This window comes from Shewanella halifaxensis HAW-EB4 (genome assembly GCF_000019185.1).
Lineage (GTDB): Bacteria > Pseudomonadota > Gammaproteobacteria > Enterobacterales > Shewanellaceae > Shewanella > Shewanella halifaxensis.
Window position 1 is genome coordinate 4,117,280 of record NC_010334.1, and the last position, 14,506, is coordinate 4,131,785.

Below are 14,506 nucleotides of genomic sequence, written 5' to 3' on the forward strand. Positions count from 1 at the left end.
GTAACCTAGTTCCATATTTGCCAGTATCCTGCCTGTAGGGGGCGGTGCTACCGGTCTCTTTAGTTTTAGAATTCGATTTGTTTTTGCATGCTCTGGCTAGCAAAAAGCGGCATAAGCCATATAACGAACAAAGCCCCAATCAGCGATGAGTTGGGGCTTTGTGAGTCATCGACGCTTATTCGTCGTCGATAACTGCTTGATAACCTTCGGCATCAAGCAAGTTGTCTAGCTCTGCAAGGTCTGTTGGCATTACGCGGAAGAACCAACCATCACCGAATGCGTCGCTATTGACTAGCTCAGGAGAATCTTCCAGTGCTTCGTTAACGGCAATGACTTCGCCTGAAAGTGGTGCGTAGATATCTGATGCCGCTTTTACAGACTCTGCTACTGCGCAGTCTTCACCTGAGTTAACGTCGTCGCCTACTTCTGGCAGCTCAACGAACACCATGTCACCCAAAAGCTCTTGAGCGTGCTCACTGATACCGACTGTGTAGCTACCGTCTTCTTCTTTACGTACCCACTCATGAGAAGAAGCATATTTAAGTTCAGCTGGGATATTACTCATTGGTCTAAATCCTTATTCGATGTTCTAATTCTGTATTTAATAAGACATTACACTGACTTGCCTATAAGGCTTATATCAACTTTTGCACCTTTTTTACATCATAAGTGCAGCGATTTCATCTAGTTTTTGACATTTGCCACATTGATTTTGTTCAACAGTGCAAATCTAGCTGTTTTACGCTTTATTTAAGCGTTAGCTAAAAATAGATGAAATCGTCAATTTTGCTCTATCTTGATAAAGCGAATAAGCTTTATATTCGCCAAAACAAAACATTTTCTGACTGTTCAAACTCATCAGCCATTATATGGTGGGATTAGCCGATAGTTGCTTTGGATTCTAGGAGAAAGCGCGCAGTTGATAAGCATCAATGAGCACTTTCGACAACGAAGCCAATGCAAATAGCTATAAACCCACCAATATAATTAGAATGCTTGTTTACCATTGCGCACAAATGATGGAGCGATAACCTTAACGGGTACACGCTTCTTACGCATCTCTACTTCGGCAACATCACCAATGCTGCGCGGTACGCGAGCCATGGCAATTGAGTAACCTAGTGTAGGCGAGAATGTACCACTGGTGATGATACCTTGCTGCTCAACACCATCGCTGTCGGTAAAGAACACTGACATGCCGTGACGGATAACGCCTTTAGCGTCCATGATGAGGCCCACTAGCTTGTCGGTACCTTCGGCTTTAATCTTCTCTAACGCTTGGCGACCGTTAAAGTCACGATCCGCTGGCTCCCATGCCACAGTCCAGCCCATGTTCGCGGCGAGTGGATTAACACTTTCGTCCATATCTAGGCCGTAAAGGTTCATGCCCGCCTCTAAACGTAGAGTGTCACGTGCACCGAGTCCACATGGCTTAATGCCCGCTTCTAGGAAAGCTTGCCATAGTGCTTCGGCATCGGCTTCTGGCACGATGACTTCGTAGCCCGTTTCGCCAGTGTAACCTGTGGTTGCGATAAACAGCGAGCCAGTTTGCACACCGAAGAATGGCTTCATGCCTTCAATCGCGGCATTTTGCTCGGCGTTAAATACGGTGGCGGCTTTTGCCTTAGCGTTTGGACCTTGAACGGCGATCATCGCCAGCTCTGGACGCTCGGTCACTTCAACGCTGAAACCGTTAACTTGCTCGTTTATCCAAGCGAGGTCTTTTTCGCGTGTTGCTGAGTTAACAACAATACGGTACTCGGTATCAGATAGGTAATAAGTGATAAGGTCGTCGATGACGCCGCCGTTATGGTCAAGCATACCGCCATATAGGGCCTTACCAGGGACTTTAAGCTTAGCGACGTCGTTGGCTAGCAGTTTGCGTAAAAAGGCACAAGCGTCATCACCAATCACATCAACTACAGTCATGTGAGAAACGTCGAACATACCTGCGTCTTGGCGCACCGCGTGATGCTCTTCGATTTGTGAACCGTAGTTAAGTGGCATGTCCCAACCGTGGAAGTCTACCATCTTGCCGTTAGATTCTAGATGCTTGTTAAAAAGTACAGTTTTGTTAGCCATTTCTATCCCTTCTTTGGGGTCTTCTAGTCTGTATGCTGCCATCACTTTATATAGGGTACGAATAAAGGTACTTACTATAAGAAACCGACTATAAGGCACTAGCAGCAGATCAATGTAGTCGTATTAAAATGCGGCGAAATTATACCTTGAGACGCAACTTTGTATACAAAAGAATTTTCTAATCCGAACAGTTTTGTCATTAGTTTTTCTCATTATCAATATGTAAACTTTTTACATAAAAACAACTATCCAGCAAGATCCAAAATCAAGCCCATGAAATTAAAGACTTATTTAGTTCTCACTAATGATTTGTAATTGTTAGTTTTCGCTGCGCTTGCACAACCCCGGTAGATGACTCTTGTTGCCTAACGCCTGTTGAATAAACAGTGTTTTCAATGGCGCAAAATTGTCGACGATATTTAGGCCCAGATCGCGGATGGCTTTCTTAAGCGGATTACCGCCTTGGAATAACCTTTTAAAGCCCTCCATCACGGTGATCATCTCTAGCGCCTCGGCTTTACGCCAGCGCTCTAGCTCCCGTAGATGACGGTAATCACCGATATCTTTGCCCTGCTGTTTTAGCTCGCTGACCACCTCCACTATGCTGGCGGCATCGAGGAAGCCTAAGTTGACTCCTTGGCCTGCTAGCGGATGAATGGTATGCGCCGCATCGCCTGCGAGCAACAAACGTGGTCTGGCAAAATGACGCGCATAACGCATGCGTAATGGAAAGGATTGGCGCTCACTCTCGAGGCTGCACATACCAAGACGACCATCAAAAGTGGTGGTTAAAGCGCGCTCAAAGCTCACCTTATCTAATGCGAGTAGCTCTTTGGCTTTATCGGGAGACACCGACCAGACGATTGAGCAGAGATTTTTTTCATATAGAGGCAGAAAGGCCAATGGGCCTTCGTTGTCGAATACTTGTCTTGCAGTGTTACCATGAGGCAACTCGGTGCGAATAGTGGCCACTATCGCGTGGTGGTTATAATCCCAGAAGGTCATCGGGATTTTACACTGTTCACGTACCCAAGAATTTGCGCCATCGGCGGCAACCACCAATGCAGCACTGACATTGTCGCCGTTATCTAAGGTTAACCAAGCCTCACGCTCACCGAAAGCGATGCGCTCTAAACGTTGGTTTTGGATATAGGTCAACTCGCTCAGTTCAGATGCGCGCTCGGCCAATGCGAAAGCGATAGCATCGTTTTCGATAATCGAGCCAAGATGAGTTTCACTCAGGGAGTGGGCGTCGAAATCGATTTTACCTAGGCTGTCTTTGTCCCACACCTGCATTTTTTGGTAAGGACTCACTCGGGCTGCAGCCAAGTAAGGCCAAGCCCCTAAGTTAGTTATTAGTTGCTGACTGGCCTTATTGATGGCGCTAACTCTGAGTCTTGGTTCGCCCGATACCGCTTGGGTTTGACCCGCATCGATCACTACGACTTTAATGCCTTCCATCGCTAAACCAATAGCCGTAGCAAGGCCAACCATGCCTCCACCAACGATTGCGACATCATAAGTTTGTGTGCTTAACATCTTGTACCCTTACTCAATAAAAACGGCTTTTGACCTAAAAAACACGATTAACCCTAGTGTTTAACTGGCGCGTAGAATGTCCAACCACGCGAGTCGCTAGCTTTGGATCCAGCCCATCGCCTTTTGCGCCACCGGTGTTTTAAGTGATGGCAACCAAGACAGCAATCGCAGCCCAAGGTTACGGCCAATGACTAATGGCCAATGATCATTTGAAAATCCGCGCACTAAGAATTCAATACTGTTCATAGTGCCTTGCCTGTCGGCGTTACGGCGCTCAAGGTAGGCATGGGTTAACGCTGCACTGCCAAGATCGACAGTCGGTTGTGACTCACCTTCTGGGTTAGTACATTCTGAGTTAGCAAGCGCTAACTTAGTTAACTCTTTTTCAATAACGTCAATCAAGCACACCACATCGCGTAGGCCTAAGTTAAAGCCTTGGCCCGCAATCGGATGCAGGGTTTGCGCCGCGTTGCCCAAAAATACCGTGCGATGGTAGATAGGCCGTGGCATATACGATAACAATAGCGGGTAACTAAAACGGTTGCCGATATCGATAAAGCGCCCGGCTCGATAGCCAAAGGCTTGCTGTAGTTGCTCAATAAATTCCGCTCTAGGTGCGGTTAATAGTCGCTCGGCATCTGCTGGCGGTAATGCCCACACTAAAGAGAGGCGTGAATCGCTCTGGCTGTCTGCCATTGGCAGCAATGCCAATGGGCCGGTTTGGGTAAAGCGCTCATAGGCCCAGCCTTGATGTGGCTGCTCGGTGTGAATATTGGTGATAATCGCGCTCTGGCCAAAATCAATCTGCTCAAGTGGTAGCTTAAAGGCTTGGCGTACCTTGGAGTTAACGCCATCGGCAGCAACAACCAATTTAGCTGCGATCTGCTGGCCATCTTCGAGGGTCAGCAGTTGTGAGTCCATGCGCGCCTCGACACTTTGCAACTTATTGGGGCAATAGAGGGCGATATCACTTTTTTCTAGCAGACTAAACAGCTTGTTACCCACCGCCTCAAGCTCGACCACTTGGCCTAAGTACGGCAGATGGAACGACTCGCTGTTAAGCTCTGTCATGCCGAAGTGGCCACGATCTGATACATGAATATTGCTAATGGGCGTTGCCAATGACTCGAGGTGCTGCCACAGATCTAGCTGCTGTAACTGGAAGATAGAGCCATGGGAGATAGCGATTGAGCGGGCATCAAACCCTGGGTGTTCATCACTTGGCTTGTGGGCCTCGATTAAGGCGATTTTAAGTGGCTTTTGTTCAGCGCTTTGGCCAAGCTCTTTGGTAATTTTTTTTGTAAGCTGGGCCAGCCCCAAGGCCAAGGTTGCCCCCGCCATTGCACCGCCGACAATGGCGATGTCGACTTGATTGATCTCAGTAGCCGCTGCCGCAGAGAGAGGAGCTGTTATGTTCGCTACATCAGAGCATTCGTTAGGATTAGCCATGAGTTTATTGACCCAATAACAAATTTAGTTGGTAGTGTTGCTGATACAAAAACCGCCATGGCAAATAACTGCGATGACGGTATTGGGTACGAGTTTTAGTGAAGTACGCCCACATCGATGGGCTCGTCATCATCAACCGCGGGACCAAACTCGGCGTAGCACATTAAGGCGGCCATACGAGTGAACTCCATCAACTCGATGAGTGCCGCTTCTGACTCTTCGTCTTCACCAACATCAAACTCGACTTGGGCGATTTCAGACAAGTCTTGAATGACTTCACGTACATCTAGTGGTGCTTGATTAAGTTTAGGTTGGATAATCGCAATACCCGTTAGAAAGCTTTGCACCCAAAGTGATAATGCTTCGACACGCTTTGAAAGCGTCTCTTCCTCTTCGGGTAGCATTGGGCTAAAGCCAAAGTCAGTATCCGACAGACGGGTGACCGCATCTTGGTATAGCTCTTCAATCAGTGCTTGTAGCTCACTAGGTAGTGCTTGACCGTCGTTCATTAACTCAAGCAAAGGTTGGGTCCAACCCGAGGCGTTTTGCTCTACCCCTCCACAAATTAGCCCGACAAGAGCACCATGAACTTCGACAGGGTGCTGACCAATTTCAGCAGCATTAAGTGCTGCAAGTAATTTATCCATGCGCAATGTAGGGAGGCTCGCCATAAAGTGTTATCCAATCACAAAATTTACTGTTGTTCATGCTAGCAGAAGTGGTGAGCTCGACCAAGAGTCGTGATAATAAAGTCTGTAAAACTATGTGGAATAAACCACAAATTCAGCTATCGACCAATAGTCAGATAGGATCTGACTCATTCACAACACATTTGCTCAAAGCCCGTCCCCTTGCTCAAAGTAGAAGTGCAGTCGCTATGATGGGGCAATTAGGAAGCGGTTAACATTTAACAGTTAAGTAAGTACTTAATTACTTTATTAATACAAAGTGGTTTATGTTTATACGCCAAAGGCGATCTAAACAACAATTAATCTAAACTCTGGCAGTTTGCACGCCGATCGTGTTGCACTTTGCTATTTAGACCGATATAGTCCGCTCAAGTACACGGTTAAAGGATTCTTCTCGGGATGAGTAGCAAGGCGATTGAAATTACCCTTATGGGTCGTACCTACTCTATTGCTTGTCCACAAGGACAAGAAGCTGCGCTTAGGCATGTAGCTAATAATCTCGAAAAACAATTAACCTCGCTAAAGGCGCGTACCAATAACATTAGCCGTGAAGAAATCGCTATTATGGCGGCATTAAATATCGGTTATGAGCTGTTAGAAGAACAGCAAAAGAATCAAGATTATATCAGGCAAATGGATAATAAAATCGGTTTGCTGCAGTCAACACTTGAAGACGCACTCGTAGAGCGCGCTACAAAACCTGACGAAAAAAAGTTATAATAGAGTTTGCTTAATAAGCAGCTTAAAAAAGTTTTATCGTAAGCCCATTTAGGTCAGCCGACTGGTTTACGAACACAAGTTTTGCTCCCTGGGGTATTCGCTAGCTGGTAATGTCCCTGTGCCGATACTTACAAACCCAGGGTGAATGTTTTACTGACATTGTGCAAGCTCGGCTCGTACCGAGAAGCCTTAGGAAGCATTCATTTACCCGCCTTGAACCTACGGTTCAAGGGCTACACCAGCGGTCGGTATTCTGGGGAGCAATTCAATTTACAGTAAGCCATCTCACTTGAGGTGGCTTTTTTGTATGTGCACTTTCTATTTTAAATCGTGTTTTTAGCGAACCGCTTAAATCCTTACGAACAGTTTCTTATATCTGTCGCTCAAGAACTAACAACAGAATAACCTCGTAAAGGAGCTGCATACTTTAGTCAACATACTGACAATGCTAGTGATTTTGACAGATAATCGCTATTCACATGTCACATTATGTAAAATCCGCATAGCTCAAAATTAAATCAACCCATTTATTATCAGCAACTTACATTAAGTGGCCGTCTATATCAGCCGTTGTGCTTAAGATTCATTTCGAGTATAAAGCCCGAATAATTAATAACTTATAATTTCGGGATTATGGCAAGTTACATACAAGCCCCTCGCCGTTACTACACGGTACTGCTCATTGCACTTTTCGCTCTTATTGGTTGTCAATCAACCCCCGAGGTACCACCTGCACCAGCAAAGGTTATTCCCCATGCGTTAAGCCACCTGCCTTTCGATGTCAAAGTGGATGGTGCCGATATTGTCGATATTCAATTAGCACTAGGCGATCGCAACTTATACCTAAGCGATAATGGCCATATTAAAATGGTGTCAATTGCTCAGTGTCCGTTGGATATCTCAGCGCACCGTGGTGACTTTCGCTTGCCAGAAAGCAGCGACCTTGCCATCGCATCAGCCCTATTTGATAACTACAACAGTGTCGAAATCGATGTCATGCAATTAGGCGATGGCACTTGGGTTAACCATCATGATAGCCAAACAGGACGAGCTACTGTTTATTACACCGGTGAGCGCTACAAGCTTGAGCGCATGAACTTCAAGCAGTATGCCAAGCTAAAGCTACGCCAAAAGGGCTCCAATGAATTGCTAGATAGGCGGCCTATTACTGCCTATGAGGCCTTTACCACTTTTGCAGCTTATCGCTCTTATGATCAACTGCTAAACGTAGAGATTAAGTCTGAAGCTAATGGCCATGAGTTAGTCGAGCTCGATAATATGTTGCGCCAAACCATTGGTCAGGGCGGCTTTTACTACTCAGCATCCGATCTTGAAATGCTAGAAAAGCTTCGTGGAATTAACCCACGAGTCTACTTAGGCTTTGTTCAAGGTGCACACCCAACCAGTGTCGATAAAGTCACAGCCGATCTACGCCGCGGCGCGCAAAACGATGACTACTACTTAGATAACCAAAAGAGTATCGAGTTTGCCGGTAAATATGGCACTAAACGTTATCGCTCTCGCTATAAAAACTACGCCTCACTTGCTGGTATTAAAAAGCTCAATGACAAGCTAGGTAATAACGCTGGTTTGCACTTAGATATTCGCAGTTTTATGCAAAACACTAGCGTTCTAAACAGTGCGCACCGTTATGGCATGAAAGTGTATACCTACACGATCAACGGCACCGATTATCATCAGTCGCAACTAAAGCGTTTGGCTAAATCAAAGCTACCTGATGGCGTTATTGTCGACACCACACCTTATAAAATCTGCCAAAAGTTATTTAATCCTGCCGTGCCTAAAAAACGCTATCAACCGCTAACCGCTTCGGGCAAGTATATCGCCTCGCTACCAAGCGACGCTGACTTTGACCGCTTTAACGAAATGCTAGGCTATCAACAAGAAGGCTATTACATCTCGTTAAATTCAGGCCTTAAAGCGATTGCTAGCGCTAAAGCCAAACCTAAAAAAGTCAACAAGCAGACTCACGCCAATAATCCACATGGTTTCCCAACCATTGTTGATGAAAAAATTGAAACCACTAATAGCAAGACCATTATTTTAACTCTACCAAGTAATAACAATGACTGATAAAAAACACAGCCCATTTGCCACCGGTTTATTAAAATCGGCGCCAACGCAAACTAAAATGGCGCAAGCAGAAAAACAACTGCAAAAAGTGCAAAAAAAGCAGCAGTCGGCAGCTGCCAAACAACAAAAGCAGCAAAAAGTAGAGCAGCAGATCGCGATTACCGGAAAACCATTTTGGTGGTTGATGACCATGTTCATCTGCTCTGTGGTTTACCTGTTTCCAGAGGCGATATTCAACGCCGCTTTAACGGATGTCGCTGGCGGTCGTAACGCTAGCCATGATGACTTGCGCGCAGTCGAGCTTTTTGGCCGAACCATTAGTGGTATCGGCGTTACCTTGCTACTGGCAGACATGCTACTGAGTGGCAAACGTGTGGCACGAGTTGGCCACGCTTTAGGCTATTTCAGCCTCATTGCGGTACTTGTGTGGCCTACGGTATTTTTTGGCCAAAAATGGTTGGTGGATAAATTTATCATCGATGCATCTACGCCAGCAGAGCGCCAACAAGCGTATCTTTCACAGGTATTACGTAGCGCGCTAATCGAAAAGTCGATTCAGTTTGAAGGCATAAACTACGACCCAGACACCGCTCACAGCAGCACCGAAAAAGCCTTTTTATCTGTGTTTGGTGGCTTAGTCTATGCCGACGATAAACTGGTTGATGAGCTATCGCAGAAAAAGCGCATGATCATGGAAAAATTTGTCCGTGATAAAGCCATGTCTAACTTTGATACTCACTATCAAGATTACGACGACTTCCGCCAAACCCTGCGCGGCAAGTACCAAGAGTATGCAGATGGTTCAGCTAAGTACAACCGAGCAGTTGCCAGCGCACCTGAGCGCTCAGATGAGTATTGGCTAGACACTCAAAACCAAGTGAAGCAAGGTTGGGAGAAGTATCAAAAAGGCGTTACCGCCTATGAAGCTAGAGTTGAATCTCGAGCCCAAAAAATTGCGCCGAAACTTTATGACTATTTCGAACGTCGTAACGAGTGCCGTGAGAGGAAGGGCAACAGTCGTAATAGCTGTTATGAGCGTTTACAAGCAAACTACGACCGCGAAATTGAAAAATTAAGTATTCCTTATATTCCAGCAGACGACTGGCTTATTCGTGAAGAGATCTCTACCTCTGAAAATGTCGGTAACTCAATCATTGCAGGTGTCATGACCTTAGGGTTATTTACCGCCATGCAGGCCGTTGACGCTGCAACCGGTGGCGATGCGGGTTTGAAAGATCACCGTATGGTATACACCAACGATGTGAACCACTATAAGAACGTATTGATGGTAAAGATGGAGCCTGACTTTATAAAAGAGTCTGGCGGTTACCCGTTAGGTATTAACTCACTGCACACCTTTAGAGTGCACGAACTTACTAGCGTTAAAGTGAATAAAAAGCTTAAACAGAAGGGCTTAAATTTACCGACAACTTGGTCTATTACCGACCGTTTAACCTTCGATAAAGCCGTCGCCAGCAAAGTGCGTCAACAGGCCGATGTTGAATGGCGCAAAAATATGCGCGCTAAAAATACTGAGATGTCGCCAAACCTCAGTTGGCAGCAATTCCAACGTCATCATGAAATTCAGCAGCGCATTGAACAGCGTATGGGCGAGTTATACGTCAAGCCAACCTTAGCCGACTGGAACAACCGTCAGTTTAAGCAGCAGATCATTGAGCCCAATATTCAGCGTAAGACCACTGAATACATCAATGTATTAGAAGCCCAGCAAGCAGAGTTTGCCGATGGCGGTAAATTTGCTGCAACGGGTAAGTCGGCGCTACGAGCAACCATTATTCCGCCTATTTCAATGTCAATAAGCTTAGCCTTAGTACTGCTTACGGTACTTAAACTGCCAATGAAACTGGTGGAGTTAGTGCAAGCTAAACAGGCAAAATCTAAAGCTGATGATGAAGCTGAAAACGCAGCTAAACCCTATATCAAACCTGCTGTAACCATCGCCTTATTAGCCTGTATTTTTGTGGTGCCTTTATCTATTGGTGGTAATAAATACACCCTAGATGACTCGGCGATGAATTACTTCTTTGAGCAAATGGAGAATAACGATTCGGCCAGTGTTTCCTACGCTTTAAAGTGGCTTCTTGTCACCCAACCCCTGGTGCAACCTATTGGTACATCATTAGATAACGCCCTTAAAATGACCCAAGGTTTCCACGCTATTAGTGAACCATTAAACCGTTTCGATTTAACGGTGCTGCCAGAGCATGATGAAGTGGTCACCACACAAAGCACAACAGCTAAGCCTAGCTTAACCCTGCCATTAACCATTAATACCAACGTGGATAATGCCAGAATTTCGGTGATGAATATTAAGCCAAAATATCAGCCAGGAATGCAACTTCCGCCCGGTGGCTATGACATCAAAGTAAACGCACCAGGCTACCAAGACCTGCGTCAATGGGTGTACCTCAAAGCTGACCAAACCCAGTTTAACCTTAAGTTTTAACGCGTGATTTTATAGGAAGTATCAGGTGAGTAAGTTACAACAGTTTCAAGACTTTATTCGAAGCAACGGTGAAAAAATCACTGGGGTTAATGTCCCCGTAGTCCTGAGCGATGAGCAGGCTAAAGATGCCCAGCTAAAGTTTCATTTTGGTTGGCGAGTAGAAATTGGCGTAAGCCGCCATAAACACGGTGGCCAACGCCCATCAGGTATTGCCAGTGGTAGCTCTACAAGAGCAAGCCAAGAGGCCAATAAAGCCGCTCAAGAATATGTTAGTGGCCGAAATCCACTGTTTAACGAACGTTTTTTAAAGATCCTCGGCCCGGATGTTTCAAAAAACTTCTTAATCAAAAATACCAACCTACACTCGGCTCCAGATGTCTATGTAGGCGAAGATCTTTGTAATACCTGTAATGGTTCTGGCTGCGTGAGATGTAGAAGCTGTCGTGGCAGCGGTAAATTAAATTGTCTTTCCTGCAGCGGCAGCGGCCGAGTCAGCGTAAGTCGCTATGACAGTTACAATGAACGTACGGTTTACACCACTGAAACTTGCTCAACCTGTTATGGCAGCGGTAACCGCACTTGTACCAGCTGTGGTGGTAGTGGTGATGCCACTTGCGGAACCTGTGATGGTAGCGGTTATTTATACTATAGCTACACCATTGATGGCGAAGCGAAGCGCAGTACCAAGTGGTTCTACACCAGCAGCGATTACCATGAATGGACTGACGACTTTGTTAAACGTACCGGACTGAACGTTGTTCACTGCGTTAACGATATCACTGAAATCGATGTGAAGGATGAGCTTGACGGTTGTACCTTTATATATGGCTTTACCGCGGTATTACCAACACTACAATTTACCGCAAGCATCGATAAAGTCGACACTAAAATGTGCTTTGCAGGTAAGCAAAACCGTACCCACGATGCTGGCGGAGTCTACGACCCTGCGGTTTGGCAAGTTGCCCAGCAACTTGGGGCTGGCAGCAAGAACAAGGATATCAATGCTCTGGCGACGCCCGCGATTAAGGACATTCTTGAAGCTAAAGAGACTAAGAGTAAGATTGCGTTACTTGAAGAAAACTGGGTTTCAACCGATATCAAAGACGCTATCGGAGCCAATTACGACAGCCTTATTAGCCAACTAAAAAAGCAGAGTATTAAAGGGATCGTTCCTAAAATGCTGGCTTCGCTGGTTAAATATGCCTTGCTGTTCTTTACCTTAGCGGTAATGATCGCGCTGTTATTCCCACATTTTGCCGAACATGCCATAGAAAGAATGGGAATAATGGAATATCCACAATGGATTATTGCGGTATTAAGTGCCGAATTTGCACTATTTGGCATTCATCCTTTTGCCAATTACGTCTTCGCGTTAAGCTTATTCTATGTCAGCTATCAATTTGTTAAAAAATTCTATTGGAAAAATATCGGCAAGGCTAAAACCTACGCTCTGGCATTAGGTATCACTTTGCTACTGCCCCATGTTTGCCTGAGCTTGTATTACAACACTATCAGCGCATTAGATAGGCCACCCGCGCTTGTAAATGCACTTGCTGGCGGCGCCATTATTCTAGGCTTATATCTGTTGGTTATCGGCGTAAAATTACCGAAGAAATGGTATTTAAAGCCAATCGGCTTAATTGCAGCAGCAGCGCTATATGTGGGTCTTCAGCTTGTGATTGCCATGCTTAATGGTCCACTGGGTATTGTGCCTATAGAAGAGAACTACGCGAGAGGGATTAGCGACATTATGCAGCCAGCAATTATGTATACGCTGTACAATTTTGTCGAAATTATTTTGCTATCAGTGCTGTTTAGCTACTTTTTAACCCGCCGCCGCTTTTGGCTTAACGCCAAAACAGCCGTTGCCGATTACAACAGCCCGGTGCTGCTTAAATCGATGAATATGGAGCGTTAACTGCCAAGACTGTACGGGCTAACACGATGAGAAAAGCAAAGACGATAGAGCCGAGTAAAGCTTAACAGCTCTTATCGTCTTTGCTTGCACCGCCTCAGCCTGCACCTATAACCCGCTTTACCTAACATCTATCTCTTTGACGGGCTAAAGCCCGAGCTACAAAGTAAGATTGAGGCTGCTTTTCTGTCTTAGCCGGTACCGTCTCAGCTCTTCCTAGCACCTAGGCCCTTTCTTTGCCTTTCCTAGGGCCTTGCTCGTCCCGTAAGCGAAGCGTTCTGTAGTGACGCAGTCACGTTCCCTAGGCCGCAGGCCGTCCGACTCTTCTATAGTCGTCTCTGCTTCTATCATCTCAGCTTTTACCTATAACCCGCTTTTCCCAACATCTAACTCTTTGACGGGCTTAAGCCCAATCTAAAAAAGTAAAGTTACTTTTCCGTCTCTACTTATAATCTACTTTAACCGTCTCAGCCTGTATCGTCTTTGTTTCCATCACTCAATTTGTATCTTTAATTTGAGACGATCTGTGCTTCATATGCTGCTTGGTCTAAAACATCAAAAACAATGTCCTTCACTAGTCGAGCCGAGTTTCTCTCTTCTTCACATAATAGATAAACAAAATTGGGTACTGCCGCCTCTATATCCGGCATCCCCCCCTTATACTCTTCCCAATTGCTAACACTCACTCTAATCTTCCATTCAGGAGTGCTAGCAAGCTGATTTTCTAGATGATCATTTAAGCTGTTACAATCGTAGCCTTGCGTCAATTCAGACTCATTTGCCAATGAGAAAAAGCTAAAGCCATAAACAAGTAAAAACACAATACTCATTTTTTTCATTTTAAATACCTATTAACCATTATTATTCGTACAAACTTAATGAGTTCAGTAAAACTCACAGCTAACCAGCGAGTAATCCTCTACTGCTATTTCTTTAATAATCTCATTCAATAAACCATCATACACATGCCTACCCAGGAGTGTACACGGACTTACTTTCTTTTGAACTGACTCACACTCACCGCAATATTTAAACATCATCTCTATGGCGATTTCTGTCCTGTAGCGGACAGAGTTCTCTTTAAATACTTCCTAAGCTATACGGTAAAGAATCACAGGTTGCGGTTAACTTTTTCCGCAGTAACAACCCTATTAGTAGAGATATAGATGAGAAAATTAGCCATAATATTGATGGCTGGCGTATCGTTTAATACGTCGGCAGGTTTAGATGAAAAGATTGCGGCGTCATTTGCGGCTAAATATGAGGTCTGTGCGGTAAAGCTCAAAGTAACTCCAGGTTATAAACTTAAGGCCTTGGGGCTTAAAATCAAAGCCGATGAAATAGGCAGGGATAAGGTCAGTGCCGATTACGTAAAGGCCTTTGTGAAAGAGAAGAAAAAGGCCTGGACTCTCCCTTTGCGAAAATGCCAAAAGTTCGCCGATAGGCTCTAATGCAAAAAAACGATAGACCACCGTGATACGCTCTATTTTTTATTATCCGCGACAAACAGACCTGACAGACAATCAACACTCGGGCTGACACTGGCCTAAC

The 14,506-nt window shown here is 45.3% G+C and carries 11 protein-coding genes and 1 other RNA gene; 6 read left to right on the plus strand and 6 right to left on the minus strand.

Going from position 1 to position 14,506, the window contains the following annotated elements; genetic code table 11:
• Window positions 1-175: 175 nt before the first annotated feature.
• The 5 genes from gcvH to SHAL_RS17505 all read right to left on the minus strand — a co-directional run bounded on the left by gcvH (window position 176) and on the right by SHAL_RS17505 (window position 5,741).
• Window positions 176-565 carry a glycine cleavage system protein GcvH gene (gene gcvH, locus SHAL_RS17485; protein ID WP_012278440.1) on the minus strand — a complete coding sequence of 130 codons (390 nt, stop codon included), beginning with the start codon at window positions 563-565 and terminating at the stop codon, window positions 176-178.
• Window positions 566-987: 422 nt separating this feature from the next.
• Window positions 988-2,082 carry a glycine cleavage system aminomethyltransferase GcvT gene (gene gcvT, locus SHAL_RS17490; RefSeq protein ID WP_012278441.1) on the minus strand — a complete coding sequence of 365 codons (1,095 nt, stop codon included), beginning with the start codon at window positions 2,080-2,082 and terminating at the stop codon, window positions 988-990.
• A 318-nt stretch (window positions 2,083-2,400) separates the two neighbouring features.
• A complete protein-coding gene (locus SHAL_RS17495) occupies window positions 2,401-3,621 on the minus strand; it encodes an FAD-dependent 2-octaprenylphenol hydroxylase (protein WP_012278442.1) in 1,221 nt (406 codons plus the stop codon).
• Window positions 3,622-3,717: 96 nt separating this feature from the next.
• Window positions 3,718-5,070, minus strand: coding sequence for a 2-octaprenyl-6-methoxyphenyl hydroxylase (gene ubiH / locus SHAL_RS17500; protein ID WP_012278443.1), 1,353 nt, complete (start codon window positions 5,068-5,070; stop codon window positions 3,718-3,720).
• Window positions 5,071-5,165: 95 nt separating this feature from the next.
• On the minus strand, window positions 5,166-5,741 hold the full coding sequence (locus tag SHAL_RS17505; RefSeq protein WP_012278444.1) for a UPF0149 family protein: 576 nt from the start codon (window positions 5,739-5,741) through the stop codon (window positions 5,166-5,168).
• A 417-nt stretch (window positions 5,742-6,158) separates the two neighbouring features.
• Here SHAL_RS17505 and SHAL_RS17515 point away from each other — a divergent pair, with 417 nt between their 5' ends.
• The 5 genes from SHAL_RS17515 to SHAL_RS17530 all read left to right on the plus strand — a co-directional run bounded on the left by SHAL_RS17515 (window position 6,159) and on the right by SHAL_RS17530 (window position 12,958).
• Window positions 6,159-6,479: a cell division protein ZapA gene (locus SHAL_RS17515; protein ID WP_012278445.1), complete on the plus strand. Its 321-nt coding sequence runs from the start codon at window positions 6,159-6,161 to the stop codon at window positions 6,477-6,479.
• 82 nt (window positions 6,480-6,561) lie between these two features.
• Window positions 6,562-6,743: non-coding RNA, 6S RNA (gene ssrS / locus SHAL_RS22730), on the plus strand.
• A gap of 369 nt (window positions 6,744-7,112) precedes the next feature.
• On the plus strand, window positions 7,113-8,573 hold the full coding sequence (locus SHAL_RS17520) for a glycerophosphodiester phosphodiesterase (protein WP_012278446.1): 1,461 nt from the start codon (window positions 7,113-7,115) through the stop codon (window positions 8,571-8,573).
• Window positions 8,566-11,040: a peptidase associated/transthyretin-like domain-containing protein gene (locus SHAL_RS17525; protein WP_012278447.1), complete on the plus strand. Its 2,475-nt coding sequence runs from the start codon at window positions 8,566-8,568 to the stop codon at window positions 11,038-11,040. The genes SHAL_RS17520 and SHAL_RS17525 overlap by 8 nt, the downstream gene beginning before the upstream one ends.
• A 25-nt stretch (window positions 11,041-11,065) precedes the next feature.
• Entirely contained in the window at window positions 11,066-12,958 is a 1,893-nt protein-coding gene (locus tag SHAL_RS17530) for a DnaJ-like cysteine-rich domain-containing protein (RefSeq protein ID WP_012278448.1), read from the plus strand.
• Window positions 12,959-13,464: 506 nt separating this feature from the next.
• Here SHAL_RS17530 and SHAL_RS17535 read toward each other — a convergent pair.
• Entirely contained in the window at window positions 13,465-13,794 is a 330-nt protein-coding gene (locus SHAL_RS17535) for a hypothetical protein (protein WP_012278449.1), read from the minus strand.
• A 327-nt stretch (window positions 13,795-14,121) separates the two neighbouring features.
• Here SHAL_RS17535 and SHAL_RS17540 point away from each other — a divergent pair, with 327 nt between their 5' ends.
• The gene (locus SHAL_RS17540; RefSeq protein WP_223296208.1) at window positions 14,122-14,406 is read left to right on the plus strand and encodes a hypothetical protein; all 285 of its coding nucleotides are present in this window, start codon (window positions 14,122-14,124) and stop codon (window positions 14,404-14,406) included.
• The last annotated feature ends 100 nt before the right edge of the window (window positions 14,407-14,506 follow it).

Excerpts from the sequence above, each read along its gene's own strand:
- gcvH (WP_012278440.1), bottom strand. The coding sequence starts at position 565 with ATGAGTAATATCCCAGCTGAACTTAAATATGCTTCTTCTCATGAGTGG.
- gcvT (WP_012278441.1), bottom strand. The coding sequence starts at position 2,082 with ATGGCTAACAAAACTGTACTTTTTAACAAGCATCTAGAATCTAACGGC.
- SHAL_RS17495 (WP_012278442.1), bottom strand. The coding sequence starts at position 3,621 with ATGTTAAGCACACAAACTTATGATGTCGCAATCGTTGGTGGAGGCATG.
- ubiH (WP_012278443.1), bottom strand. The coding sequence starts at position 5,070 with ATGGCTAATCCTAACGAATGCTCTGATGTAGCGAACATAACAGCTCCT.
- SHAL_RS17505 (WP_012278444.1), bottom strand. The coding sequence starts at position 5,741 with ATGGCGAGCCTCCCTACATTGCGCATGGATAAATTACTTGCAGCACTT.
- SHAL_RS17515 (WP_012278445.1), top strand. The coding sequence starts at position 6,159 with ATGAGTAGCAAGGCGATTGAAATTACCCTTATGGGTCGTACCTACTCT.
- SHAL_RS17520 (WP_012278446.1), top strand. The coding sequence starts at position 7,113 with ATGGCAAGTTACATACAAGCCCCTCGCCGTTACTACACGGTACTGCTC.
- SHAL_RS17525 (WP_012278447.1), top strand. The coding sequence starts at position 8,566 with ATGACTGATAAAAAACACAGCCCATTTGCCACCGGTTTATTAAAATCG.
- SHAL_RS17535 (WP_012278449.1), bottom strand. The coding sequence starts at position 13,794 with ATGAAAAAAATGAGTATTGTGTTTTTACTTGTTTATGGCTTTAGCTTT.
- SHAL_RS17540 (WP_223296208.1), top strand. The coding sequence starts at position 14,122 with ATGAGAAAATTAGCCATAATATTGATGGCTGGCGTATCGTTTAATACG.